Source organism: Enterococcus sp. FDAARGOS_375 (assembly GCF_002393265.1).
In the GTDB taxonomy this organism is placed as follows: domain Bacteria; phylum Bacillota; class Bacilli; order Lactobacillales; family Enterococcaceae; genus Enterococcus_D; species Enterococcus_D innesii.
Genome location: NZ_CP023515.1, coordinates 48,109 through 72,856 on the forward strand (window position 1 = coordinate 48,109; position 24,748 = coordinate 72,856).

25 protein-coding genes, 1 tRNA gene and 1 other annotated feature are annotated in these 24,748 nt (G+C 44.6%); of the genes, 4 read left to right on the plus strand and 22 right to left on the minus strand.

Going from position 1 to position 24,748, the window contains the following annotated elements; all coding sequences use genetic code 11:
• Positions 1-3: 3 nt before the first annotated feature.
• The 13 genes from CO692_RS01190 to rplU all read right to left on the minus strand — a co-directional run bounded on the left by CO692_RS01190 (position 4) and on the right by rplU (position 11,878).
• The gene (locus tag CO692_RS01190) at positions 4-996 is read right to left on the minus strand and encodes a mannose/fructose/sorbose PTS transporter subunit IIA (RefSeq protein WP_096741307.1); all 993 of its coding nucleotides are present in this window, start codon (positions 994-996) and stop codon (positions 4-6) included.
• A 69-nt stretch (positions 997-1,065) separates the two neighbouring features.
• Positions 1,066-1,560, minus strand: a complete 495-nt coding sequence (locus CO692_RS01195; RefSeq protein ID WP_026008065.1) for a PTS system mannose/fructose/N-acetylgalactosamine-transporter subunit IIB — start codon at positions 1,558-1,560, stop codon at positions 1,066-1,068.
• A 229-nt stretch (positions 1,561-1,789) separates the two neighbouring features.
• Positions 1,790-4,612 carry a sigma-54-dependent transcriptional regulator gene (locus CO692_RS01205; RefSeq protein WP_096741308.1) on the minus strand — a complete coding sequence of 941 codons (2,823 nt, stop codon included), beginning with the start codon at positions 4,610-4,612 and terminating at the stop codon, positions 1,790-1,792.
• A 180-nt stretch (positions 4,613-4,792) separates the two neighbouring features.
• Entirely contained in the window at positions 4,793-5,326 is a 534-nt protein-coding gene (locus tag CO692_RS01210) for a GNAT family N-acetyltransferase (protein ID WP_081118061.1), read from the minus strand.
• A gap of 95 nt (positions 5,327-5,421) precedes the next feature.
• On the minus strand, positions 5,422-6,330 hold the full coding sequence (locus CO692_RS01215) for a diacylglycerol/lipid kinase family protein (RefSeq protein ID WP_096741309.1): 909 nt from the start codon (positions 6,328-6,330) through the stop codon (positions 5,422-5,424).
• 145 nt (positions 6,331-6,475) lie between these two features.
• Positions 6,476-7,267 (minus strand): phosphonate ABC transporter, permease protein PhnE, encoded by a 792-nt coding sequence (gene phnE / locus CO692_RS01220; RefSeq protein WP_096741310.1) that lies wholly within the window; start codon positions 7,265-7,267, stop codon positions 6,476-6,478.
• Complete coding sequence (gene phnE, locus CO692_RS01225) at positions 7,264-8,046, minus strand: phosphonate ABC transporter, permease protein PhnE (RefSeq protein WP_096741311.1); 783 nt, start codon at positions 8,044-8,046, stop codon at positions 7,264-7,266. Before phnE (CO692_RS01225) ends, phnE (CO692_RS01220) begins: the two co-directional genes overlap by 4 nt.
• A 2-nt stretch (positions 8,047-8,048) precedes the next feature.
• Positions 8,049-8,831, minus strand: a complete 783-nt coding sequence (gene phnC, locus CO692_RS01230; RefSeq protein WP_096741312.1) for a phosphonate ABC transporter ATP-binding protein — start codon at positions 8,829-8,831, stop codon at positions 8,049-8,051.
• A gap of 91 nt (positions 8,832-8,922) precedes the next feature.
• Positions 8,923-9,858, minus strand: coding sequence for a phosphate/phosphite/phosphonate ABC transporter substrate-binding protein (gene phnD / locus CO692_RS01235; protein ID WP_005235326.1), 936 nt, complete (start codon positions 9,856-9,858; stop codon positions 8,923-8,925).
• A 460-nt stretch (positions 9,859-10,318) separates the two neighbouring features.
• On the minus strand, positions 10,319-10,783 hold the full coding sequence (locus tag CO692_RS01240) for a GNAT family N-acetyltransferase (RefSeq protein ID WP_081118057.1): 465 nt from the start codon (positions 10,781-10,783) through the stop codon (positions 10,319-10,321).
• 109 nt (positions 10,784-10,892) lie between these two features.
• Positions 10,893-11,186, minus strand: coding sequence for a 50S ribosomal protein L27 (rpmA, locus tag CO692_RS01245; protein WP_003126181.1), 294 nt, complete (start codon positions 11,184-11,186; stop codon positions 10,893-10,895).
• Positions 11,187-11,198: 12 nt separating this feature from the next.
• Entirely contained in the window at positions 11,199-11,543 is a 345-nt protein-coding gene (locus CO692_RS01250) for a ribosomal-processing cysteine protease Prp (protein WP_005225752.1), read from the minus strand.
• Between the two features lie 26 nt (positions 11,544-11,569).
• A complete protein-coding gene (gene rplU, locus CO692_RS01255) occupies positions 11,570-11,878 on the minus strand; it encodes a 50S ribosomal protein L21 (RefSeq protein ID WP_005225751.1) in 309 nt (102 codons plus the stop codon).
• 19 nt (positions 11,879-11,897) lie between these two features.
• Positions 11,898-11,968, minus strand: a sequence feature (ribosomal protein L21 leader region).
• A 169-nt stretch (positions 11,969-12,137) separates the two neighbouring features.
• Between rplU and CO692_RS01260 the strand changes: the two genes are divergently transcribed.
• Positions 12,138-12,791, plus strand: a complete 654-nt coding sequence (locus CO692_RS01260; protein WP_081118056.1) for a uracil-DNA glycosylase — start codon at positions 12,138-12,140, stop codon at positions 12,789-12,791.
• A 17-nt stretch (positions 12,792-12,808) separates the two neighbouring features.
• Here CO692_RS01260 and leuD read toward each other — a convergent pair whose 3' ends face one another.
• From leuD to CO692_RS01280, 4 genes are read right to left on the minus strand one after another with little or no spacing between them, the layout of a single operon-like run.
• Positions 12,809-13,396 carry a 3-isopropylmalate dehydratase small subunit gene (leuD, locus tag CO692_RS01265; RefSeq protein ID WP_016612252.1) on the minus strand — a complete coding sequence of 196 codons (588 nt, stop codon included), beginning with the start codon at positions 13,394-13,396 and terminating at the stop codon, positions 12,809-12,811.
• Positions 13,396-14,778, minus strand: coding sequence for a 3-isopropylmalate dehydratase large subunit (leuC, locus tag CO692_RS01270; protein WP_096741313.1), 1,383 nt, complete (start codon positions 14,776-14,778; stop codon positions 13,396-13,398). Before leuC ends, leuD begins: the two co-directional genes overlap by 1 nt.
• The gene (leuB, locus tag CO692_RS01275) at positions 14,759-15,823 is read right to left on the minus strand and encodes a 3-isopropylmalate dehydrogenase (RefSeq protein ID WP_096741314.1); all 1,065 of its coding nucleotides are present in this window, start codon (positions 15,821-15,823) and stop codon (positions 14,759-14,761) included. Before leuB ends, leuC begins: the two co-directional genes overlap by 20 nt.
• A complete protein-coding gene (locus CO692_RS01280; RefSeq protein WP_096741315.1) occupies positions 15,820-17,340 on the minus strand; it encodes a 2-isopropylmalate synthase in 1,521 nt (506 codons plus the stop codon). The genes leuB and CO692_RS01280 overlap by 4 nt, the downstream gene beginning before the upstream one ends.
• A gap of 577 nt (positions 17,341-17,917) precedes the next feature.
• Between CO692_RS01280 and CO692_RS01285 the strand changes: the two genes are divergently transcribed.
• From CO692_RS01285 to CO692_RS01300, 3 genes are all read left to right on the plus strand, one after another.
• Positions 17,918-18,616: an O-methyltransferase gene (locus CO692_RS01285; RefSeq protein WP_010747978.1), complete on the plus strand. Its 699-nt coding sequence runs from the start codon at positions 17,918-17,920 to the stop codon at positions 18,614-18,616.
• 145 nt (positions 18,617-18,761) lie between these two features.
• Positions 18,762-18,835, plus strand: a tRNA-Arg gene (locus tag CO692_RS01290).
• Between the two features lie 481 nt (positions 18,836-19,316).
• On the plus strand, positions 19,317-20,174 hold the full coding sequence (locus CO692_RS01300; protein WP_096741316.1) for a PhzF family phenazine biosynthesis protein: 858 nt from the start codon (positions 19,317-19,319) through the stop codon (positions 20,172-20,174).
• A gap of 146 nt (positions 20,175-20,320) precedes the next feature.
• Here the strand turns inward: CO692_RS01300 and trpA are convergent, their stop codons facing one another.
• Genes trpA through trpD form a run of 5 tightly spaced genes read right to left on the minus strand, consistent with a single transcriptional unit; the run spans position 20,321 to position 24,747 of the window.
• Positions 20,321-21,097, minus strand: coding sequence for a tryptophan synthase subunit alpha (gene trpA, locus CO692_RS01305; protein WP_096741317.1), 777 nt, complete (start codon positions 21,095-21,097; stop codon positions 20,321-20,323).
• On the minus strand, positions 21,094-22,287 hold the full coding sequence (gene trpB / locus CO692_RS01310; protein ID WP_096741318.1) for a tryptophan synthase subunit beta: 1,194 nt from the start codon (positions 22,285-22,287) through the stop codon (positions 21,094-21,096). Before trpB ends, trpA begins: the two co-directional genes overlap by 4 nt.
• Positions 22,284-22,931 (minus strand): phosphoribosylanthranilate isomerase, encoded by a 648-nt coding sequence (locus tag CO692_RS01315; RefSeq protein ID WP_096741319.1) that lies wholly within the window; start codon positions 22,929-22,931, stop codon positions 22,284-22,286. Before CO692_RS01315 ends, trpB begins: the two co-directional genes overlap by 4 nt.
• The gene (gene trpC / locus CO692_RS01320; protein ID WP_096741320.1) at positions 22,928-23,686 is read right to left on the minus strand and encodes an indole-3-glycerol phosphate synthase TrpC; all 759 of its coding nucleotides are present in this window, start codon (positions 23,684-23,686) and stop codon (positions 22,928-22,930) included. The genes CO692_RS01315 and trpC overlap by 4 nt, the downstream gene beginning before the upstream one ends.
• Positions 23,687-23,712: 26 nt before the next feature.
• Positions 23,713-24,747 carry an anthranilate phosphoribosyltransferase gene (trpD, locus tag CO692_RS01325; RefSeq protein WP_096741321.1) on the minus strand — a complete coding sequence of 345 codons (1,035 nt, stop codon included), beginning with the start codon at positions 24,745-24,747 and terminating at the stop codon, positions 23,713-23,715.
• Position 24,748 lies beyond the last annotated feature (1 nt).

Genomic DNA, 24,748 nt, shown 5'->3' on the forward strand with positions numbered 1-24,748 from the left:
TTTCTATTTATTTGCCAATTCATTTTTGGCTTTGCGTAAGATTTCGTCCATGTTGTCTCGAGAGTCATTTGGTACTTTACGCACATCGAATTTGATGCCGCGTTCTTTTAGATCTTCAAATGTCTTCACATCATCTGTACCCATCGACAATACTTTACTTACAACAACTTTCCCAACAGAGTGAGCCATTGAACCAACGTTCACTTCAGTGATGTCAACGCCACCTTCAACAGCGCGTAATACATCTTGTGGGTTTTCAAATAATAGTAAAGCTTTCGTATTCCCGAAACGAGGGTCTTTAGAAACTTCGATCATTTTATCCACTGGAATGACGTTCGCTTTTACTCCTGGAGGAGCTGCTTGTTCGATCAGTTTTTTACGCAAGTCATCTTTTGCCACCGCGTCAGAAACAACGATGATCCGAGATGGATTGACTGATTTTGTCCAAGCTGTTGCGACTTGACCATGCAACAAACGTGAATCGACACGTGCAAGTACGATTTTGATTTTGCCATCGCCTAGAACAGTTCCCGGAGGAAGTGATCCTTTAGGTTGATCGTCTTGCACTGCTTTTGGTGCTGCCGCTTCTTCTGGTTCAAGCTCTTCTGGTTTGACCTTGACCCCTTCTTTAGCTGTTTCAACGATATGCGCAGCGATTTCATGCGCTGTATTCATTGAAAAACGTGAAGCATAGGCTTCGATCACCATTGGTAAATTCATACCAGCAACGATTGCCCATTTGTCTTTGTGATCTTCAAACAAGCTGTTCGCTTGGTTGAAAGGAGTACCACCCCAAAGATCAACTAAGAATAATACTTCTTCTTGATCGTCAAATGTAGCAATTGCTTCTTGCATTTTTGCCTTGATGTCATCTGGACCTTCACTTGGCATCAATGTAACAGCTTTAACATTTTCTTGTTCGCCGAAGATCATTGAACCAGATTGCAAAATGCCGTTAGCAAATTCTCCATGACTTGCTAGGATAATTCCTACCATCTTTTTACCTCCTATATCAAAATTGAAAAATGTGACACGAATACGAAAGAAAAAACAACATCGAAAAAATTAAGGGTGACTACCTTCTTTTTCCAAAATATCCTTCAAAAAGATTTTACGATCAGCTGGAACTTTGCGTATCTCCACTTCAATGCCTTGGTTTTGCAAGTAAAGCAATGAAGCAAGATCTTGATCATTGACTGACACGAAATTAGTGATCATCCGTTTTCCCATTGAAAAGCTCATGCCGCCGATATTGACGGAACGAATGTCAATGCCTCCTTTGACCAGAGTCACGACATCTTGAGGGTTGGTAAATAATAACATGACTTTTTGCGTATTAAATAATGTGTTATGCGCCACCTCAAGCATTTTTGCTACTGTCACCACATTGGATTTGATTCCTGGTGGAGCAGCCTCTTTCAAGAGAAACTTCCGTAATTGGTCATTTGCGACCTCATCACTGACCACGATGATTCGATTGATACCAGTCATTTTCGACCAAGCTGTGGCGACCTGACCATGAATCAACCGATCGTCGATTCGGGCAAGACGTATATCCATTCCCATTGTGCAAGCCTCCTACATCCATCGATCCGCTTTTCATATTGAGGATCTGTTCTTTTTTCTATCACCTCCTGTATCCACTTATATAGAAGCAAGAAGCGTGCCAAGTTTTTACGATACACTATTCTTGAAAAAACCTTAAGAATCAGCATTTGAATAATACACTAAAAAAGATACACTAAAAAACACTGTATCTTTTTTAGTGTATCTGTATTATTTTTCATGATTATTGGTATTGCTCTTTGTCCCGATGGTTCTTTACGAGTTCCATCAAGTAATACTCTTCCGCATCAGGAATCTCAATATTCATCAAACGACTAAACGACTGGACATGGACATGAAGCAGTGCGTAAAGTGGGTCCGAACGCATCGCCTCTAACTCATTCTCCCCAACTGTCAACGGCTGCCGCAAAATGATTCGTTCCAGCATACCTGCACTATGCATGACAAAGTTGATCAAAAAGCCTTGCTGCGCTTGCCCTAATTCAAGATCACGAATGATCTCCTGGCTGAACTTCCATAAAGGATCGACCACTTTTTTCGGATTGATATACGTAAAGTTTTCTTCTAGATACTGGACGCAGATTGCTTTCGCCTGTTGGTCATCCAGCTGAACTTCATCTTCAAAACTCAAATCGTTCTCTAATAGGATATCATCTAACAAAAGATCGACATCTTGGTCAATAAAACGTTCCAGCGAAATAAATGGCGCATCTATATGGGGATCGATGATCCCCGTTGCAGCAATCAATCGATAACGCTGTTGAATCTGTTCCAAATCCGTTCTTAGATCCGCCACCGATAAGGTCACCACTTCAACATTTTGGTTTTGCCGTTTTGACAATGAACTTTGGATCAATTCTTTGATACGCTGCGCCGTTCCTTTTCCTGAAGCACAGACCGCTAAGATCGCTTTAGGGTGGTGGTTTTGTGTCACTGGTTCTTCCACAGTGACCGCTCCATATCCACGGAACTTCCGTAACGAATCATACAGTTGATCGAGGTCCGTTCCAATAACCGATGCTTTACGGACCGTCTCAAGGACGATGGAGGTGGTCACCATGTCGACTGTCCGCACAGCCACGCCTGTTTCCCGCTGGATCTCATTATTAAAGGTTGCTAAAGACCCCATATCGACTAACAGGATCACTCCGCTACCGTCATTGACAGCACGCACACTATCCACGATTTTTTTCAACGCCACAGCTGGTGGCATATCTAATGGCATGTCCACCGCGGTAACTTGATCGACTTCCAGCAATTGTTTGACCACTTGTACCATGCTACTGGCTGTGCTGTTGCCGTGGGCTGCAACGACGACGCCGATTTTCCCAGAGGAATGAGAGGTTCTAAGAGAAACCAGAAGAACCGCTAAATAATAAGATTCGCTCTCCGGAATCGCCACTTGGAAACTATCACCAATAAAATCGCGGACTTCTTTGGCGACTTCAAACTCTTGCGGATAGTCAGCTACCATCTGACGAATATTGTCATTGGTTTGTCGTTCTTCTCCTAGATGGATTTTTTTCAAAAATGAGCTGATGTGTAAGCTCATGGCATAGATGAAGTTTTGCTGAAAATCGTAATTTAAGCGTTGTCGAACCATCTCATAGATTTGATTTGTTACACTGATCACTTTCTGGTCGACAAATTCACTTAGTTTATTGACCGAGTTAAAGGAAAACCCGTGATCTTTATAAAAAGACTTTAAGTGAACATTAATATCTGTTGAGATAAAATGATTGATCGCCTCTTGGTCTAACCCATCTGCTTTTAGCAAAGCAGCCTTGTCGCCGATAATATCGTAAAGATTATAAGGCAATTCATAGGAATCTGATTGGATATTGTTTAAGTTTTGATTCGGCTGAACACTGATTTTCGGTTCAAGGATCTTTGAAAGCTCTGCCAGCTCATTGCGACGATTTCCCAAGACGATCAACCCTGAACGGATCCCTTCTGGAAGATCTAATAAATCGATTTCAATTTCATCCTGCTGCATATGGTTTAGAAATCCACGAGCACAAACAAGCTGCACGTTCGACTTCAATTGTCCGATATTCCCAAAACTAACACTGCCGATCAGTGCTTTGACCACATCCTCTGTCAAGGTGATCGTCCGTTGGATGCGGGTCGCCTCTTGCCCAACTAATACCCGAACAAGGTCGACTTTTTCTGACGCCGGTCGTTTTTCAAAGAAAGGCAATTGAATGTTAATGGGAATCCGCCGGGTGAAGGTATCTAAGAGTGTTGAGTTGGGGTCTTCCGTAGTCGCTCCAACGATTCGGACATTCGCTTGATGGTTTTTGCCCGTCTCTCCTAGACGACTGAAGGTTCCATGATCCATAAAGTAAAAGATCATTTCCTGACCTTCTGGTGGTAAGCGATGGATCTCATCGAGAAATAGCATACTTTCATCTGCTTGATCGATAATACCGATTTTCTCTTGATCGGCACCCGTAAATGCGCCTCGCACATAACCAAACAAATGACTCATCAAAAGTTCCGGATTATTCGCATAGTCCGCACAGTTAAAGACAATCAATTCTTTATCCTCGGCAATCACCTGATTGCTTTTGGCAAACTGAAACATCGCATGGGCAAAGTAGGTTTTCCCAGAACCTGTAGGACCTGTAATCAAGCAGTTTAGCCCCTTTGGCGGATACAAAATCGCTGCTTTGGCTTGCTCAACGGCGTTTTTCATACTGCCATTGGCACCAATGATTGTCGCAAAAATATCCCGGTCAGAAGGTTTTCCTTGTACTCGCTGAGGGAAAGCTTTTTCCCTTTGGGGACGATTTTCTTTATAGCTTGGGACATACTTTTCAGAACTGCTTGCGTCAACACCTGCTGCCCAATAGCGCACAGGACGTGAATCACTTTTTTCAACGCGTCCTTCTTTGACAAGCTGATTTAAATCTTTACTGGCATTACTGCGCTGAATGGCTAAGTGATCGGCAACTTCCGAAGTAGACAACCCCTTTTTCTCCCCTAAGCCGCTCCGCGTGTTTTCAAGGATATATTGATAGATACGTTCGATTCGCTTGCCCAACAGCTTCGCCTCCTTGTTTTTCCACTTGAATACTTTACTCATTTTTCTATAAAAAAGCAACTTTTTTCCACATAGAAAAAACAAAATGCTTTGCATTTAGTAGCAATAGAAAAAATTTTCACCTGTTACTTTCAGCATAAAGCATTTTGCCAAAAAAAGATATTCAAAAGTCAGGATGCGTTAGGCTTTTTCATTAGGAATGAACGCTGGCACCTGGTCTGGAAATCGTTGCAGTTCTTTTTGCATCCATATCACATCGTGCCATTGATTGAACTTATAGCCGACATGCGCAAAATCAGCAACTTTCCGATACCCAAGTTTCTCATGAAAAGCCTCGCTTTGTTGATTGCCTCCTGTAATACACGCAGTCAGATTGACCACGTTTTGCGCTTTTAATTTTTCCTCAAGCGCTTGGTAAAGAGCGGTACCGAGCCCTTTTGCTTTGGCATCTGGGGCTAAATAAACGGTTACTTCAACGGTCCAATCATAGGCTGCTCGTTCTTTATAGGCTGACGCATAGGCATAACCGACGATTTCACCAGCCTCTTCTGCAACGAGATACGGGTAGCGTTTCAAGGTCTTGGCGATGCGTTCCGCGAATTCTTGAACCGTGGGCACCTCCGTTTCAAAGGTAATCGGTGTATTATCTACATAATAAGCATAGATTGCTGTCAAGGCTTGGGCATCTGCAATGGTGGCAGAACGTATCGTCATAGAATCCCTTCTTTCAGTAAATTTTTTCCAGTATACTCTTTCTAAAGAAAAAAAACAATCCGCTTTTAGCGGATCGTTTCCTAGTAATTGATGATTTAGCGGGCTTTTTCAGCACCGCAATACACGGTGAGATGTCGTGGCAGCACCTGTACTGTGATTGGCAATTCAGGTCCTGGATCACCATCGACATTCGTTTCGATCGTTGTTCCATCTGTCAAACGAATCGCAGCTTTAGCAAAGGTTTGATAACCAAGAACATCATTTGATTCCGTAACTCCTTTGAGAAGCTCAGGCACACTTTTGACAGTTTCCCAAAGATTCGTATCCTTCAAGTAGATCAGATGCAATTTTCCGTCATCGGTACTCGCTTTAGGTAAAAGAGATTCAAAACCGCCAATCGTATTCGATGACCCAACGATTATCGTACTACTTTCCACAGCGATCGTCGTTTTTTCACCATTATTTTCGGCGATCACTTCAAACTGATGACTTTCATTTTTCCGCACTTCCCGTAGACCAGAAATAAAATAGGCCATTTTTCCCAGCTTGGTTTTTTCTTCAGCTTCCACATTGTTGATCGCTGCTGGAATCATACCGATCGCCACCACATTGGTAAAATAAGCTTGATTGACCTGCCCAATATCGATTTTGCGGGTGTGATCCACTGCAAATGATTCGATGGCTTCCTTAGGATCTAGTGGAATCGCTAATGCTCGAGCTAAATCATTCACTGTACCCAGCGGAAAGAAACCAAATTTTGGTCGTTTGTCATGAGGGGCTAAGCCATTGACCGCTTCATTGACGGTACCATCACCGCCCATTGCGAAGACACTGTCAAATTCTGCTGCTGCCTCAGAGGCAAAGCGTGTGGCATCGCCTTCTTTTTCGGTATGTTTGACTACGACTTCCGCAAAGCTTTCCCGCAACTTGTCTGCTGCCATCTTCTCAAATTCTTTCGCTTGTTCACCACCAGAACTTGGATTGACAATCAATAATGCTTTCATAAAACAGCCTCCTTGTTTAGGTTCATTTTCTATAAATCCAGTATAACAAGTTTCACAAAAACTGTCTTAAACAACCTCCACTCCTCCGCTGCAAAAAAACACAGCCTATTTAGACTGTGTTTTTTCGAGTACGCACTTCCTTTTATTAAACCAATCGTTTACGCAAGCGCCCAGAAATAAAATCAATGATCGTGACCGTCACAACGATCCCCAATAAAATGATCCCCACGCGGCTCCATGAACGTGCATTGATAGCAAAGATCATCGGTGTACCGATCCCGCCTGCCCCTACGATCCCTAAAATCGAAGCCGAACGGACAGCCAGTTCAAATCGATATAAGGTAAAAGATAGAAATTCTGGGATCAGTTGCGGCAATGTCGCAAAGCCTAATACATCCCAACGACTTCCTCCCGCACTAACGACCGATTCTGAAGGACCGTGATCCATGTTCTCGATCGCTTCGCTATAGAGTTTCGCCAACATCCCAATGGAATGGACACTGACCGCCAGCACTCCGGCAAAGGATCCGGGACCCACTGTTTTAATAAACATAATGGCTAAGACGATTTCTGGAAACGTTCGAATCGCCGTCAGTACGATTTTCCCAAATCCCGATAACCAGCGAGGACTATTTTTGCTGCGCGCCGCCCAAAAGGCAAAAGGAATACTTAAAATCGATGACAAAAAGGTCCCGACAAAGGCGATCGCAACGGTTTCGATCATCAAGCTGATCAAATCTTCGCCATCACCGGTATAAACATAGTCCCAATCGGGATGAATCAGCCCATAAAAGATTGAGCCGACAATTTGACCGACATTTTCTTTGACGCCGGCAAAAGGTACACCAGCGAAAGCCCAAATATAAAGGAAGATAACGACTACTGCGATCAGCCAATTCCGTATTTTTTTCTTTTTCGGTTCTGCTGGCAACATCATAACAATCGCTCCCTTAATCTATTACTGATGGTATCAATCACCAAAACAACTGCAAAAATCACTAAGACGATAATCGACGTCTGGTCATATCGAAACTGGCTTAAAGATCGTTGTAAGAAAACACCGATTCCGCCTGCGCCGATATACCCAAGAATCGTCGATGCCCGCACATTGATCTCAAAGGCATAAAGCAAGTAACTGAGAAAATGGCTCATGACTTGCGGTACGACTGCATAGCGGATGATATCAAACTTCGATCCTCCAGAAGCCGTGATCGCTTCGATTGGACCTTCATCAATCGTTTCAATCGACTCATAAAACAATTTGGTGATCATCCCAAAAGAAAACACAGAGATGGAGATCACCCCGGCTACGGGACCGATTCCGACAATGGCAACAAATAAAGCCGCCAGCATCAAATCAGGTACTGTCCGAATGATATTTAAAACAAGACGGAAACAACCGCTGATCCAATGATTCGTCATGATATTTCGTGCTGCTAAAAGTGAAAACGGAAAGGCCACCAGTGCACCAAAGGTTGTACCGATGATCGCCATTTGGATCGTTTGCAAAATCGGCTCAACAATGATTTTGGCATATGCCCAATCAGGATGAGCCATCTTTTGTAAAATGACATTCATTTGACTGCTGTTGCTAAAGAACCGTGCCAAATCAACGCCAGAAATAGAGCCGCTAACGAACAATACCACTAAAAAAATGACGAGCCACAGAACATTTTTCCATAGTCCGCTGCGTTTCGGCAACGTATTTGTCGTCATTGTCATGCCCCTTCCTGCTCTTCCATGATCTCGCTACCATAAATCTGTTTCAATCGCTGATCGGTCGCTTCACTGACAGGGCCATCAAAAACCAAGCCCCCATCTCGTAACCCGATGATCCGTGTGCCGTATTCTCTTGCCAATTGGACAGAATGTAAATTGACTACGATAGTGATACCCAGATCTTGATTGATCCGTTTTAAGTCATTCATGACTTTTTCAGTGGTTAACGGATCTAATGAAGCAACCGGTTCATCCGCTAAAATAATCTTCGGCTCTTGCGTCAACGCACGGGCAATCGAAACCCGCTGCTGCTGACCGCCAGACAATTCATCGGCTCGGGTATAGACTTTTTCTGCTAAATTGACCCGCTGCAGTGATTGATACGCCAACTCTTTGTCCGCTTGCGGAAAGAGACCAAGCAGCATTTTGATCGTGGGATGATAAGCCACTCGCCCCGTTAAGACGTTTCGCAAGACACTCGAACGTTTCACCAAATTGAAGCTTTGGAAAATCATGCCAATGTCTCGACGAATCAAGCGTAGCTCTCTTCCTTTTGCTTTTGTGATCGACTTGTTATCGATTAAAATCTCGCCGCTTGTAATTTCGTGCAGTCGATTGATGGAGCGCAACATCGTTGATTTGCCTGCACCGGATAAACCCACGACGATGACAAATTCTCCTTTTTTGATATCGATGTTCAAATCCTTCAACCCCAACACCCCATTTGGGTATTGCTTGGTCACATTTTGAAATGAAATAATCGTTTCGTTCTCTAGAGCCATGATTCTCCTACTTTCTTTCCATTAGATAAAAATTGCTGTCCATTCGAAAAGGGTACCTCAAGTACCGGTACCCTCCCGATCTATTCATCTATTATTGTCCGACTTGTTCCGCATACTCTCTTACAATGTCGAAATTGCTGTCTTGTGAAACAACGTATCCTTCATGCGAGTAAATATCAGAGATGATTTGTTTTCCTTCTTCATCTTTTCCGATCGCGATAAAGGCATCTTGGATTTTTTTGTCCCACTCTTCACTCATATCGCTGCGAACACTGATCGTATCGTTCGGGATCGGTTCGGTAAAGTACATTGGCTCTACCTCATCCATGATTTCAGGGTAATCATTTTTGACCGTGTTACGGGCATCTTCAAAAACGAAGGCCGCGTCAACGTCGCCATTCAAGACAGATAAGACCGCTTGGTCATGGCCTTTGACTTGAACAGTCGTCACATCTGTATTGATGTCGATGCCTGCTTTTTTCATTTCTGCTACTGGCCAAACATAACCGGCAGAAGAAGTAACATCTTGCGTGGCAATCGTTTTGCCTTTTAAATCTTCCAACTCTTTGATGTCACTGCCGCTTTTTACGACGATCATTGAACGATAGCTATCAACCAATTCATCTGTTGATTCGCCACCAGGCTGCTTGATGCCATAACGCTGCGCTTGCAACAGTACCTTAACATTGCTTTGTTCATTTGCTAAAACGTAGGCATTCGGCGGTAAAAAGCCGACATCTACTTGTTTCGAAGCCATTGCTTCAACGATTGTATTGTAGTCAGTGGAAACACTCACTGTGACTGGAATCCCCAATTCATCACTTAACAATTGCTCAAGTGGTTTTGCTTTTGCTTCTAATGTTTCTGCTGCTTGTGATGGGACAAATTGAACGGTCAACTTTTCTGGTACATATCCTGCTTCCTCAGCCGCCGAGTCAGTACTTGCTCCACCTGAGCCACATGCCGCCAGCGTAACTGCCGCCACCAAACCTAAACCAAACATTGCCGTTTTCTTCCAAACTTTCATCACTTTTTCTCCTTTTCATATAAAAAATCGAACTCATGGAATTCCGAACTTTCCTTTTTGATTATAAAAAACCACCGAATTAAAAACAATCTTTTTCGAATTACGAACGTTTTCTTTTTTGATAATGTTCGTGTTTTGACCGGGATCATTCGTGAGCACATTCTCAATAATCAACGTTTTTCGAAAGTTTCTTTCCATTTGTTCTACTTCCTCAGAGTATCAAATGAATATAAGGTTTGTGTTGTCAACGTGTAAAGATTCTGTTAACAGCAAAAGGAACTTTGTGAACAACAAAGCATGGACATACTCGTAATTCTTACCCCAAGTGCACAAAATTTCTTGAAACGTCTAACCAGAAGATGACCGCACACTTTTTTTAACGAAACAACACAAAAAAAACAGAGGATTCCCTTAAGAACCTCTGCTTTTGACCTCATTCTCTTACTGTAAAAAGAGTCATTTACCCTTGATCCGTTGGCAGCTGCAACAAGAGTACATGCTCGTTCTCAATCATTTCACCCGTCAAAACAAAGCCATTGCGTTCGTAAAGCTTCGTTGCGATCTCGTTGCCATCCACAGCGGAGATCCTTAATTCTTGCGCTTGGATATGGGTTTTGAACCAATCTAACCCAGCAAGAAACGCCTGAGTGCCTAACCCTTGATTTTGGAATTTTTCTGCGATCATAAACCGCTCGATCCACCACGAAGCTTTTGGATAATCCTCATCCGCCTCGTAAAAACTAAATAGGATAAAGCCGACCATTTCCTCACCATTGTATAGGGCAAATGCCTGACGAGGTTCCTCATAGATCGCCTCTAACATTGAGTACCAATTGGGCGCAACAAAGTCTTCTTGCTCCTTCGTTGTCTTCAAATTCATACACGCACGATAGTTTTCCTTCGTGATTTCTTTTAATTGAATCATTGCTTCGCTCCTTTTAAAAGTCATTAATATTGACTATTTTGTTAAAACGGTTTCATTGATGTATAAAAAAACACCCAGGTTACTTTTACGTAATCTGGATGTCATTTTCTTATGCTTCTTGCGCTACTGGATAAACAGATACTTGTTTTTTGTCGCGGCCTTTACGTTCGAAACGAACAACGCCGTCAACTTTTGCAAACAATGTATCATCTCCACCGATACCTACGTTTACCCCTGGGTAAATTTTAGTACCGCGTTGGCGATAAAGGATTGATCCGCCTGAAACGGTTTGACCGTCAGCACGTTTCGCACCTAAACGTTTTGATTGAGAGTCACGTCCGTTAGAAGTAGAACCCCCACCTTTTTTGTGAGCGAAGAATTGCAAATTCATTTTCATCAACATGAGATGCACCTCCTAGTTTTCTTTAGTAGTTTTGATTTGGATATAATCGTTGTACTCTTCTTGAACTGATTGCAAGCCGATCAACAAATTCTCTAAAAGAATTTGTGCGATATTCGACTGCTCTTGGGTCAAACGAGAAGGCAGTGTGACTAATAAGTACCCACCATTTTCGTTATCTGCTTCAACTTTTGGCGCAACGCCAGCCAAAGCATCGATCCCATTGACTGCACTGATCGCTAAAGCGGATGCTGCAGCACAGACGATGTCTTTGCCGTATTCTCCTGCTTGTGCGTGTCCAGCCAGTTCAAAAGAAACAATCCGACCAGAGTCATTTCGTTTGAATGTCCCTTTGATCATATTCGTTACCCTGCTTTTCGTAAGAATTAAGCGTTGATCGCGTCAATAACAACTTTTGTGTAAGGTTGACGGTGACCTTGTTTACGGTGTGAATGTTTTTTAGGTTTGTATTTGAAAGTTACGACTTTCTTTTGTTTGCCGTGTTTTTCAACAGTCCCTTCAACAGTTGCTCCTGCAACGATTGGGGCACCTACTTTTGTTGATTCGCCACCTACTAAGATAACTTCATCAAAAGTAACCTTTTGTCCAGCTTCAACGTCTAATTTTTCAACGTAGATTGCTTGACCCACTTCAACTTTTACTTGTTTCCCACCAGTTTTGATAATTGCGTACATGCTCTACAGCACCTCCTTATAATATACTTAGACTCGCCATCCCAAGTGACTTTCGTACTTACTACTTGTTCTGTGCGGTTGTAGCTGTGGAGTCCACAATTACAACAGATTAACTTTATCAAAATGTTTTCCTAAAGTCAATCACTAATTAGGGAAAAGACAGAATTCTTTTGCTACTAGTCATTTCCTTTTGTGCATTTTTTATTTTCTATTACTATAGAAGAAAGAGCACAAGTGAAACAGAATTGGAGGAGTTTTCATGCAATACCCCAAAGAATTAGCCATTGCCGTTCAACAGGCGTCCCGCAATTATCCATTGGAAGGATTTGTTCCCGGTCAAGGACCGCTGCAGCCAAAACTGATGATCGTTGGTGAAGCCCCTGGTCGAACCGAAATCGAGAATTTTATTCCTTTTAGCGGACAAGCAGGAAAAGAATTGATGAAATCGTTGGCTTTAGCCGGTTTGACCCGTGAGGATGTCTACATCACTAGCGCTGTCCGCAGCCGCCCATATTCCGTCAAAGAACGGATCAACAAGCGCAGCGGTGCCCATGAGATCGTCCATCCCAATCGTACACCTACCAAAAAAGAAGTCTTGCTACACGCACCGCTGCTTGACTACGAGTTGTCCGTTGTAGATCCGCCCGTCATTGCAACTGTTGGCAATATCGGACTGCAGCGATTATTAGGCAACGCCTATTATATCAAAGACCACCATGGCGAAGTGATCCGTTCCAAAATACAAGAAAGCAATCCGACAAAGGATGGCTATCAATGGTCGGAAAAAGAATATTTGATCGTGCCGATGTATCATCCCGCTGCGATCTTTTACAATCGAACGTTGACTCCGCAAATCGAAGCTGATTGGCGAGGGTTAAGAAACATTCTCTCACAAATAACAGCCGACGAATAACGACCAGTCCCCTAGCCCTATTGCCAATACGCTGGAATCGTCTGCTCATAGGCGGTGATTTTCGCCTCTTCCTGCAAGGTGATACTGATTTCATCGAGACCGTGGATCAATTTGTGTTTCCAGGTAGCATCGATTGCAAAGAAATGCTCCTCCCCGGCAACGATCACACATTGCCTCGGCAAGTCGATGCTGATTTTTTCAGAAGCAGGCAGCGAGGCGATCCTTTGGCGAACAGTCAAAGGCAGCTCGATGGGCAGCAGCCCGTTTTTGGTGGCATTCATATAGAAAATATCACCGAAGCTGCCAGCAATCACGGCTTTAAAGCCGTAATCCAACAGCGCCCATGCCGCATGCTCTCGAGAAGAGCCAGAACCAAAATTATCACCAGTGACGAGGACTTGAGCGGTCTGATATGCTGGATCATTCAAGATAAATGCTGGATTAGGCTTGCGTTGCGGCAAATAGCGCCAATCGTCAAATAAAAATTCGCCAAACCCCGTTTTTTCAACGCGCTTCAAATAATTTTTCGGTAGGATTTGATCGGTATCGATATTGTCATTCATCAAAGGCAGCGTCGTACCTTCAAATTGCGTAAAAGCTTCCATTAACCAACACCTCCAACCACTTCTCGTACATCGACAAAGCGACCATGAATCGCAGCTGCTGCCGCCATCGCTGGACTACAGAGGTGCGTCCGCGCGTTTTTCCCTTGCCGTCCAACAAAATTCCGATTTGACGTCGAGGCACAGTGGACGCCTTCTGGAACTTTATCAGGATTCATTCCTAGACACATGGAACAGCCAGGCTCCCGCCATTCAAAACCAGCCTCAATAAAGACTTTGTCTAAACCGATCGCTTCCGCTGCTTTACGAACAGGGCGTGAACCAGGAACGATAATACCAGTGACCCCTTCTTTGATGGTTTGACCTTTCAAAATCGCCGCTGCCTCTTGCAGATCAGACAAACGACCATTGGTACACGATCCAATAAAAATGTATTCAATGGGGATATCAGCAGCTGTCTGTCCAGGTTGCAGCGCCATATATTCATAGGCTTGCTGATCATTGTGATCCCGCACTTCAGGAAACGCTTCGCTGACCGGTACCCCCATTTCTGGATTGGTTCCCCAAGTGATGTAAGGTTCTAAGGTTGCTGCGTCTAAGGTGATCAGGGCATCATAATTGGCATCTTCATCGGTATAAAGGGTTTGCCAATCAGCCACCGCACTGGCAAACGCTTGTGGCGCAAAGCGTCGATCCTTCACATAAGCAAAGGTCGTTTCATCAGGTGCGATCAAGCCCATTTTCGCCCCACCTTCGATCGACATATTGCAAATAGTCATGCGTTCTTCCATCGTCAGGCTACGGATCGTTTCGCCAAAGAATTCTACGGCATAGCCACCACCAAAATCAGTGCCATGGGTCGCGATCAATGCCAAAATAATATCTTTGGCGTACACCCCCGGCTGCAGGTGACCTGTGATCTCAACGCCCATCCGTTTCGGTTTTGTCTGCCAAATCGTCTGTGTCGCAAAGACATGCTCCACTTCACTCGTACCGATCCCAAACGCGATCGCGCCGAAAGCGCCATGGGTGGCAGTATGGGAATCACCGCAAACGATCGTTTTTCCTGGTTGCGTCAAGCCTACTTCTGGGCCAACCATATGGACAATTCCTTGGTTGGCAGAGCCATTGTCACACAATTCGATCCCAAAATCATGACAGTTTTTACGTAACGTATCCATTTGCTTTTTTGCAACCAGATCGGTGATAGTAAAAATATCTTTGGTAGGCACATTATGATCCATCGTTGCGAAGGTTTTTTCGGGACAACGGACTGTCCGTCCCGCTTGCCGCAACCCTTCAAAGGCTTGCGGTGTCGTCACCTCATGGATCATATGCAGATCGACGTAAAGCAGCTGAGCCTGCCCTTCTTCTCCTGTGATGACATGCCGATCCCATAGTTTATCAAACAGCGTTTTCCCCATAATTGCTCACTCCTAACTGTGCAATAACCGCTTCTGTAAAGGCAGTTGTCGTTGCCGTACCACCTAAATCGCGGGTCAAGATCCCCGCATCCATTACCTCGGAACAAGCACTTTCGATGGTATCCGCCAGCTCTTCCTCTTGAAAGGACTCTCTTAGCATCATGACGACAGACAAAATCATGGAAACCGGATTGGCGCAATTTTGCCCAGCAATATCCGGTGCCGAGCCATGAATCGGTTCATATAAAGAAACCCCTTCTGCGCCATGACTTGCGCTAGGCAGCACTCCTAATGACCCTGGCAAAACCGAGGCTTCATCACTTAAAATGTCGCCAAAGAGATTTTCTGTCACGATTACATCAAAGTCTTTAGGATTTTGGATGATTTTCATAGCGGCGGAATCAACATATTGATGAGTCAACTGACAATCTGGAAATTCTTGTGCTATTTCTTCCGCTAATCGGCGCCAAAGTCGGCTAGTCGCCAACACATTTGCTTTATCGACAGAGAGAACCCGCTTCTTCCGCGTGCGGGCGATCTCAAAGGCTTTACGCAAAATCCGTCGAATCTCTGCTTGATGATAATGATTGATGTCGTAGGCTTCTTCAGGTTTTTCTGCTTTTTCGCCAAAATAGATACCGCCAGTCAACTCACGAACGATGACAAAATCTGTCCCCCGAAGGATCGCTTCTTTGATGGGAGACAAGGCAATCACCGCATCAACAACTTTGATGGGTCGAATATTGGCGTATAGCCCTAACGCTTGACGCAAATTCAAAAGTCCTTTCTCGGGTGTTATCGGTGCGTTTTCCCAAATTGGATCACCAATGGCTCCTAAGAGGATCGCATCCGCCTGCTGGCAAGCTTGTAGTGTTTCTTGCGGCAATGGCTCTCCAGTAAGTGCCAGCCCCGCACCACCAAATGGCCGCTGGTCAAAATGAAAGCGTTGGAGATGGTCAGGACAAGCTGCTTTCAATACCGCAAGGGCACTGTCCATAATTTCTGGTCCAATGCCATCTCCTGCTAAAACAACGATCTTTTTCAAACAAGGACACCTCGTTTCTTCAATGCAGCGCTGGCCTGCACATAGGCTTTGGCTGATGCCTGCAAGACATCAAAGTCTAAGCCAATCCCGCTGATTTTTTCATTGGTATCCTGACATTCAATGACCACGTGCACTTCGGCTTGCGCATCTTCCCCACTGGTCAAGGCAGTGATCTCATAATTCAACAGCTTTGGCTGCTGCTGGAAAATCTGATCGATCGAGTTGTAGATTGCTTGGATACTGCCGGCACCGATAGCTGATGCCACTTGTTTTTCCTCATCTTTGATGATAGAAACCACCGCTCCTTGATGACCATTGGACACGTATTGCAGCTGAACGACGTCCAACTCGCAGCCATCTTCTTGGCTGCGGCCCTGATCAGCCACCAAAGCCAGCAAATCTTGTTCGGTCACTTGTTTCTTTTTATCTGCTAACTCTTTGAAACGTTTAAACAACTCGTTGGTTTCTTCTTGGTCAAACTGGTACCCCAGCTGCTGCATTTTATCGACAAAGGCATGGCGGCCAGAAAGTTTACCTAAAGGCAACGAGTTGGTTTCTACCCCCACCAACTGTGGGGTAATGATTTCGTAGGTCTCAGGATTTTTCAAGACACCATCTTGATGAATCCCAGATTCATGGGCATAGGCATTGCCGCCGACGATCGCTTTGTTTTTCGGTACCGTGATTCCTGACAAACGCGCTACCAAATCGCTGGTGCGTTTCGTTTCATTTAATTTGATGTTGGAGGTAGCCTGATAGAAATCATTGCGAATATGCAACGCCAAGGCCACTTCTTCTAATGCGGTATTGCCCGCTCGCTCGCCGATCCCGTTGATCGTTCCTTCCACCCGATCAGCACCATTTTCGATAGCTGCCAGCGCATTGGCTGTCGCCATTCCCAAGTCATCATGACAATGGGAAGAAAAAATGATCGGCTGCTCGCTTTTGATATTGGCAATCAAATAGGCAAAAAGTGCACCATATTCTGTAGGATTGGTAAACCCTACTGTATCGGGCACATTGATGATCGTCGCTCCGGCATCAATCGCTGTTTGAACCGCCTCAAGTAAGAAAGCCTTATCGGTGCGGGTGGCATCTTCTGGCGAGAATTGAACTTTTTCAAAGCGTTCACGGGCATAAGCCACATGTTCTTTGATGGAAGCGAGTACTTCTGCTTTCGTCATATTCAGCTTGTACTGGCGATGTACCTCACTCGTTGCTAGAAAGACATGGATCTGGGGATCGACGGCTTGATGAAGAGCTTCATAGGCACGATCAATGTCTTTTTTCTGACAGCGGGCAAGTCCTGCAACGGTCATCCTCGTCACCGCCCCAGCAATCGCTTGGACTGCTTGAAAGTCTCCTTCTGATGCAATCGGAAAACCTGCTTCGATCGTATCGATCCCCCATTTTTCTAATTGCAACGCCAATTGAACCTTTTCTTTCGTATTGAAGTTGACGCCTGGGGTCTGTTCACCGTCTCTCAATGTCGTATCAAAAAACTGGATTTTTCTCATCACTAGTTCCTCCTAAGCTTTTGTAGGTGCACGATTGGCTCGATATCATTCAAACACCATTGAAAAAATGGTATAAAAAAAGCACTCCATAAAGGGTTTCCTTCATGCAATGCGAATAGGACTCTTCAAATGATGCCTTAAAAAGGCGGGTCATAGAAAAAGAGTCCTTACGATAATAATAATAAAAATGCTGCTGTTTGTTTCAATCGTTTATCCATCGTCGTCACCTATCACTTTTTTTATCTTGTTATGAAGATACCAAACAGCAGGTTCCTCTGTCAACACTTTTCCCTGAATTTTCTGAATATTTCGATAAAAAGTTCGTTTTCACCCTGATGATGGGTTGCTTTTCTTCCTTGATAAAAAATTAAGCAGAACCTGACGAGATCTTCACAGGATTTTAACCAAACCTCCACATAACACCGTTATGATAGAAATATCCCAAAAATATTTTTTCACCCCTTTATCCTGCCAGTCGTATGACTGGTTTTTTTGTTGTTCCCAAAGACTCGAAAAGATTGAACTTAAGGTAAGTTATTCGTATAATAAGGGGCAGCGATAAATGAGGAGGATGAAGATGCGCAACGAAATGATGCATCGTCCAGTAGTCAAACCAGAACTAGTGGCGTTTATGCGTGAAAAACAAAAACAATTACCCGGCGAACTTGGTGAAATCGAGCAAGCCGCTCATGAAAAAGAAGTGCCAATCATCCCACATGAAACTGTGGTCTTTTTGCAGTTTTTATTGGGACAGCTTCAGCCAAAAGAAATCCTTGAGATCGGCACAGCGATCGGTTTTTCTTCAAGCTTGATGGCGCAATGTGTGAAAGAGGGGCATGTCACAACGATCGATCGCTTTGACGTCATGATCCGCAAAGCCAAAGAAACCTATGCTCGCTTAGGAAATGAAGACAAAATCACGCTTTTAGAAGGACAAGCGGCAGATGTCCTGCCTACATTGAGTGGGCCTTATGATTTTATCTTCATGGACAGTGCCAAATCGAAATACATTGAATTTTTGCCAGAATGTCTACGCCTGTTACGCAAAGGTGGCGTGTTGATGGTGGATGACGTGTTTCAAGCTGGAACGATTCTACAACCCATCGAAGAAATCCCGCGCAACCAGCGAGCGATCCATCGCAAATTGAATCTTTTCTTGGATACCGTGATGAACCATCCTCAGTTGACCTCCACCCTCGTCCCTTTAGGAGATGGCGTGATTCTCATTACGAAAGAAGCCGATAGCGTAATACTTGAGGAACCTGAGAAAGGTTGAGGGCAGCTGCGCTTCCTTTTTTCAAAGAAAAAATAAGAAAAGGGCGAAAAGCGATTGACATTGCTGCGCCCTTTTTCTATAATGTTATTTGTTGCTGATTGATTTCAACAGCTTAGGCGAAGTGAGCATTCGCTGAAATTTATTTGTTCCAGTAGCTCAGCCGGATAGAGCATTCGCCTTCTAAGCGAACGGTCGGGGGTTCGAATCCCTCCTGGAACGTTATTTAACCGTCGAGAACCCTTGTTCTTGGCGGTTTTTGTTTGTTCTTGTGCCAAATGTGTGCCAAATTGATTTAGATTTTTTGCCATAGCAATATTGAAAGTTTACAATCAAAGTTAAACTATTTCCGCCTCGCAGTAAGGTTATCATTTTTTTATGCAGCAATGATTTTAGCATAACCTCAACGCTTTTTACCAAACGATTTAAGTAAATGAGAAAGCAACAAAGATGCTGCGTTCTAATTTGCTTTTTTTATATCTAAAATATTCACTGGTACCTATAAGATAATCGTTGACGAGAAAGGTTGGAATGCTCAAAGAAACGTTTTTGCTATAGTATGCTTAAATACCGCACTCTTTGAACACCCATGTTTTTTCATTTCATCGGCTCTTCATGATTAATCGCTTACCCAATCCCTTTCTTATCCTCCCCCTACAAAAATTATGCTATGCTTGACAAGAATAAAGAAAGCAGGTGTCCTATGGAGATAACGGTACATATCGCAAGCGGGTTTAGTAAAAACCAAACGGGTGGCAACAAGGCTGGAGTCGTTTTGCTGGAACAGCCCCTTACACCACGCCAAAAGTTAGCTGTCGCAAAAGAGTTAGGCTTTTCAGAAACAGCTTTTTTATCGAAAGCCCCGCAGGCCGATTTCCGATTTGACTATTTTACGCCAAAAGAAGAAGTTGACTTATGCGGACATGCAACAATCGCTTCCTTTGCCCTATTATCGTATCTAAACAAACTTTCCAAGCAACAGTATCGCATCGACACCAACGCCGGACGTTTGTCGATCACCATCAAAGACGGTGTTATTTTCATGGAACAGAACAAACCGCTGTTTTCAGATGTGCTTTCACTAGAACAATTAGCTGACTGTTTCGATACCAATGCTATCAATGATCAAATTCCTATTCAAATCGTTTCGACTGGATTAAAGGATATCCTTGTTCCAATCAAAACAACGGCGCAGTTGCAGCAAGTTGTACCTGATTTTGAGGAAATAAAAAAAGTAAGTGCACTTCAACAAGTAGTTGGCATGCACTTATATGCAATGGAAAAAGAACGAATCGTTTGCCGTAACTTTGCCCCATTGTTTGACATCAATGAAGAATCTGCCACAGACACTTCCAATGCCGCTTTGGCTTGCTTCTTGTATCAAAAGTGTGCTCTCGAAAAAGAAGTGTATCGTTTTGAGCAAGGCAGCAATTTAGGTGAACCTTCTGAAATTTGTGTTAAACTCGCAACGAACTCACAAAAGGAAATCCAACATGTTTACGTTGGGGGCAGAGGGCATTATTGCGAGACGGTCACCATCGACACCGATACACTGGCATAATCATGGGAATTTGGGCTGATCTTCCATCAGCCTTTTTTCCTCTTCACAAATCACGTTCTTTTTTCCATAACAGCCCATCAGTACCTCGAATACTAGTTTTCTCAAAAAAAAGAACCCAAATCGGGTTCTTTCCTCACATTGATTTTCTATGGCTTACCAACAAGTTCTGCTAACAGCTCACTGACTTCAGGCAGTGGCTCGTTTTGTAAGGCTGCTACAATTTTTGAACCGATCACTACCCCATCGCACACTTGGGCAAAGCGCTGCACGTCTGCATGGGTCGAGACCCCGAAACCAGCTAGTACTGGAATCGGACTTTTTTCCGAAATGGCTTGCAAATGCTGATCCAGCTGTTCGTTGTATTGGCGATCTTCTCCAGTGACACCGTTCACTGTCACAGCATAAACGAATCCTTCCGCTTCTTCGTTCAGTGTCTGAATTCTGTCTGGCGGACTGGTCAAGGAAACCAATGTGATCAGCGCGAGATCCGCCGCATCAAACGTAGGCGTTACTAGCGATCGATGTTCAAAGGGCAAATCTGGAATAATCACCCCTTTCACATCCGTCGTTTTTAATTCATTTGCTAGCTGTTCAATGCCATAATGAAAGAATGAGTTGGCATACCCCATCAATACCAGTGGAACCTCGGAATGGATGGTTTGCAGCGCAGCAATGATCTTTTTTAAAGTGGTCCCATTGGCTAATGCCTGCATTCCAGCTGCTTGAATGATCGGTCCATCTGCGACCGGGTCTGAAAAGGGCACGCCGATTTCAATGGCGGCGGCGCCATGTGTCGTCAACAGTTCGATTTCTGCTGGCAGGCGTTCCAGTCCGTTGGCCCCCGCCATGATATAAGGGACAAACAGTGGCTTGCCTTGTTTTTGGCGCTCCTTTAGTTTCATCGTCAATGTTTTGCTGGTCATTTCGCTGCTCCTTTCCGGTCTTTGATTTGTTGAACATCTTTGTCCCCTCGCCCAGACAAACAGATCACTAAGCGTTCTTCTGCTGTCATTGTTGGTGCTAACTTTAAGGCATAGGCAACGGCATGAGCACTTTCCAAAGCAGGAATAATGCCTTCGATTTGAGACAAGAGATAAAAGGCGTCAACGGCTTCTTCATCAGTGACCGCGAAATACTCCGCGCGTGCAATTTCCTTCAAATAAGAATGCTCGGGACCGACCCCTGGGTAATCCAAACCAGCTGAAATCGAATAGGGTTCGATCACTTGCCCATCACCGTCTTGTAGCAGATGCATTTTGGTACCATGTAAAATACCGATACTGCCTTTCGTTAAAGTCGCCGCATGCTCGGTAGTATCCACGCCTTTTCCAGCTGCTTCAACGCCAATCAAACGAACGGTCTGATCGTTGATAAAAGGGTAAAACATCCCCATTGCATTGCTGCCGCCGCCAACACACGCAACGACTGTCGTTGGCAGTTGCCCTTCTTTTTCTAATAGTTGCCGCCGTGTCTCACTGCCAATCACACTTTGAAAATCTCGAACGATCTCTGGAAAAGGATGCGGACCGAGTACCGAACCCATCACGTAGTGAGTGTCCTCAACGGTTGCAACCCAGTAGCGCAGCGCTTCATTGACAGCATCTTTCAATGTCTGATTGCCTGAAGTGACTGAAACCACTTTTGCTCCCAACAATTCCATTCGAAAGACGTTTAGTGCTTGCCGCTGAACATCTACTGCGCCCATAAAAATCGTACATTCCATACCGAACAACGCAGCCGCAGTCGCGGTGGCGACGCCATGCTGTCCAGCACCGGTCTCCGCTACCACTTTCTTTTTTCCCATCCGTTTTGCTAATAACACTTGCCCTAACGCATTATTGATTTTATGGGCGCCCGTATGATTCAAATCTTCTCGCTTCAGATAAATTTTGGCACCGCCTAAGTGTTGTGACAAGCGCTGGGCATGATAAAGAGGTGTTTCTCTTCCTACATACTCTTGCAAATATTCCTGTAATTCTGCTTGAAAACTTGCGTCCGCTTGTGCTTCACGGTAGACAGTTTCTAATTGCTTGACTGCATACATCAATGTCTCTGGCACAAACTGCCCGCCAAAAGAACCATAAAAACCTGCTTCTGTGGGGTATTGGGTCATTTTATCTTCTCCTTTACTAAGTGAATAAATTGTTCGATTTTCCGACTGTCTTTCTTGCCCTGAGTTTCCACGCCTGAAGAAACATCGACAGCATAAGGCCTAAAAAGTTGGATCGCCTCTTCTACATTTTCCGCGTGCAAACCGCCAGCAATAAAAAATCGCTCAGACAACGGCAACGGTTTTCTCGCCGCTTTTTGCCAATCAAAGGATTGGCCGTTGCCGCCAGCATAAGGGTGATCTCTTACTGGAGCGTCCAATAACCCAAAATCTGCATCGCAGCTTAGGAAATCTTGTTCTAAAGTATCTGCTTCTCCATCAAAGGCTTGGATCACTGCGATCTTTTGATGAGCAAAAACCCCCTTTTGGATGGCTGTTTGCAAAGATGGCAGGATCTTTCCATGGAGCTGAATCGCTGTCAACTGGGCGGCTTGAATTGCCTCTTGAACTTCTTCAAAACTTGGAGAAACGAAGACTCCGACTTTCCCTATATTTTGGGGTACTTGCTCCGTTATCTTGCGGACTTGTGTCGGATCGATTCTCCGGCGGCTTTCGGCAAAAACAAAGCCAAGGTAATCTGCTCCAGCATTGATGGCAGCTTCGACATGGAGGCGTTCGGTGAGTCCGCAAATTTTCACTTTGGTCATGGTCGACTCACCTGCAAATCTGCCGCTGTTTCAGCAATTCGATTGCTTCTCATCAACGTTTCTCCAACGAGGATTCCATGATAAAACGGTGCAAGCTGCAGCACATCGGCGGCAGTTCGAATACCAGATTCACTGATGTAAATCGCCTCTGATGGCTGAGGCGCTAGAGAAACACTGACATCCAAGGAAACGTCAAAAGTTTTTAGGTCGCGATTGTTGACGCCGATGATTTTGGCACCTACTGCTTGGGCTTGTTGAAATTCTGCCGCATTATGAGTCTCAACGAGTACTTCCAACCCTAGTGCTTCGGCTTCTTGATACAGCGCAACGAAACGGGCTGGCTCCAACGCAGCCACGATCAATAAAACGATACTGGCACCTGCATTCTTGGCGCAAATCAATTGTTTTTTGTCGATAATAAAATCTTTGCATAGTATAGGCACCGAAACGGCATTACTGACTGCTTTAAGATCTGCCAGCGAGCCGTTAAAAAACTGCTGGTCGGTCAAAACGGAAATCCCGCTGACACCTGCAGCTTCATATGCTTGCGCTTGAGCGACAGGATCGATCCCTTGGTTGATGTCTCCTTTGGAGGGTGAAGCACGCTTGATTTCAGCAATAAGGTGCATCTTCTGTGGTCGGTCCTTGACATGCTGATAAAATGATGGTCGTTTCGCTACAACCTTTTCGGTTTCTTGCGGCATCGCGGCAACTTCTTCAACTTTTTTCTGGATGATCGTTTCTAAAAAATCCATGTTTCTCCTCCTTACAACTTTCGTAGTTATTGACTATTTGACTGACGAATCAGCATCTGCAGTTTGTCGTAGGCGGCGCCCGAAGCGATACACGCTCGTGCCATCTCAAAGCCTTCCGCTAGGGTGGCGGCTTTGCCGTTGGCGTAAAAGCCTAAGCCTGCATTTAAGACCACTGTCTCAAGATAAACGGAAGGTTGATTTTTCAAAACTGCTGTTAAGATTGCGGCGTTTTGAGCGGCATCCCCGCCGACGATCGCCTTGATTGGCGCTGGCGTAAAGCCGTACGCTTGTGGATCCAAAGAAAAATTGGCTACCTCTCCTTCGTGATAAAAGCTGATCGCCGTTTCACCTGCCAAATTGGCTTCATCCATTCCATTGCATCCATGGATCACCATTGCTCGTTGTCGACCAAGACTGCCTAACGCCTGAGCGGTGTCGGCCAAGCTCTCGCCTGCGTAGGTACCGATCAGTTGAGTGGTCAATGGCACAGGATTGATCAAGGGCCCGAGTAAGTTAAAAATCGTTGGTGTCGCTAATTCTTGCCGTATCTTCATCACTGCTTTCATCCCCGGATGCAACGAGGGAGCGAAGAGAAAAGCGATGTCAACTGTCGCTAATAGCTCAGCGATTTTTTCTGGCGATGCTTGGATCGATACCCCCAAGCAGGCTAAGACATCGGCACTGCCTGAACGACTAGAGATACTGCGATTGCCGTGTTTTGCCATCGTGATTCCCCCGGCTGCTAAAACGAAGGCTGCCGTAGTAGAGACATTAAAACTATTAGAGTGGTCACCGCCAGTGCCGCAATTGTCCATGGCGTCTCCTCCTTCATAAGGAATGGTCACGGCATGCTCTAACATAATTTCTGCTAAAGCAGTCAATTCGGCAGCTGTGATGCCGTTGATCTTCATTGCAACTAATGCTGCCCCCAATTGACTTTCTGAAAACACCCCGCTTAAAATTCCTTGAGCAAAGTGGCGCATCTCCTGATAACTTAAATGACGGCCATTGAATAATTGCTGAGTGATTTGTTGCGGCGGCTGTTTTTTTATTGCTTGCATT

Excerpts from the sequence above, each read along its gene's own strand:
- CO692_RS01190 (WP_096741307.1), bottom strand. The coding sequence starts at position 996 with ATGGTAGGAATTATCCTAGCAAGTCATGGAGAATTTGCTAACGGCATT.
- CO692_RS01195 (WP_026008065.1), bottom strand. The coding sequence starts at position 1,560 with ATGGATATACGTCTTGCCCGAATCGACGATCGGTTGATTCATGGTCAG.
- CO692_RS01210 (WP_081118061.1), bottom strand. The coding sequence starts at position 5,326 with ATGACGATACGTTCTGCCACCATTGCAGATGCCCAAGCCTTGACAGCA.
- CO692_RS01215 (WP_096741309.1), bottom strand. The coding sequence starts at position 6,330 with ATGAAAGCATTATTGATTGTCAATCCAAGTTCTGGTGGTGAACAAGCG.
- phnE (WP_096741310.1), bottom strand. The coding sequence starts at position 7,267 with ATGATGTTGCCAGCAGAACCGAAAAAGAAAAAAATACGGAATTGGCTG.
- phnE (WP_096741311.1), bottom strand. The coding sequence starts at position 8,046 with ATGACGACAAATACGTTGCCGAAACGCAGCGGACTATGGAAAAATGTT.
- phnC (WP_096741312.1), bottom strand. The coding sequence starts at position 8,831 with ATGGCTCTAGAGAACGAAACGATTATTTCATTTCAAAATGTGACCAAG.
- phnD (WP_005235326.1), bottom strand. The coding sequence starts at position 9,858 with ATGAAAGTTTGGAAGAAAACGGCAATGTTTGGTTTAGGTTTGGTGGCG.
- CO692_RS01240 (WP_081118057.1), bottom strand. The coding sequence starts at position 10,783 with ATGATTCAATTAAAAGAAATCACGAAGGAAAACTATCGTGCGTGTATG.
- rpmA (WP_003126181.1), bottom strand. The coding sequence starts at position 11,186 with ATGTTGATGAAAATGAATTTGCAATTCTTCGCTCACAAAAAAGGTGGG.
- CO692_RS01250 (WP_005225752.1), bottom strand. The coding sequence starts at position 11,543 with ATGATCAAAGGGACATTCAAACGAAATGACTCTGGTCGGATTGTTTCT.
- rplU (WP_005225751.1), bottom strand. The coding sequence starts at position 11,878 with ATGTACGCAATTATCAAAACTGGTGGGAAACAAGTAAAAGTTGAAGTG.
- CO692_RS01260 (WP_081118056.1), top strand. The coding sequence starts at position 12,138 with ATGCAATACCCCAAAGAATTAGCCATTGCCGTTCAACAGGCGTCCCGC.
- leuD (WP_016612252.1), bottom strand. The coding sequence starts at position 13,396 with ATGGAAGCTTTTACGCAATTTGAAGGTACGACGCTGCCTTTGATGAAT.
- leuC (WP_096741313.1), bottom strand. The coding sequence starts at position 14,778 with ATGGGGAAAACGCTGTTTGATAAACTATGGGATCGGCATGTCATCACA.
- CO692_RS01280 (WP_096741315.1), bottom strand. The coding sequence starts at position 17,340 with ATGAGAAAAATCCAGTTTTTTGATACGACATTGAGAGACGGTGAACAG.
- CO692_RS01285 (WP_010747978.1), top strand. The coding sequence starts at position 17,918 with ATGCGCAACGAAATGATGCATCGTCCAGTAGTCAAACCAGAACTAGTG.
- CO692_RS01300 (WP_096741316.1), top strand. The coding sequence starts at position 19,317 with ATGGAGATAACGGTACATATCGCAAGCGGGTTTAGTAAAAACCAAACG.
- trpA (WP_096741317.1), bottom strand. The coding sequence starts at position 21,097 with ATGACCAGCAAAACATTGACGATGAAACTAAAGGAGCGCCAAAAACAA.
- trpB (WP_096741318.1), bottom strand. The coding sequence starts at position 22,287 with ATGACCCAATACCCCACAGAAGCAGGTTTTTATGGTTCTTTTGGCGGG.
- CO692_RS01315 (WP_096741319.1), bottom strand. The coding sequence starts at position 22,931 with ATGACCAAAGTGAAAATTTGCGGACTCACCGAACGCCTCCATGTCGAA.
- trpC (WP_096741320.1), bottom strand. The coding sequence starts at position 23,686 with ATGGATTTTTTAGAAACGATCATCCAGAAAAAAGTTGAAGAAGTTGCC.
- trpD (WP_096741321.1), bottom strand. The coding sequence starts at position 24,747 with ATGCAAGCAATAAAAAAACAGCCGCCGCAACAAATCACTCAGCAATTA.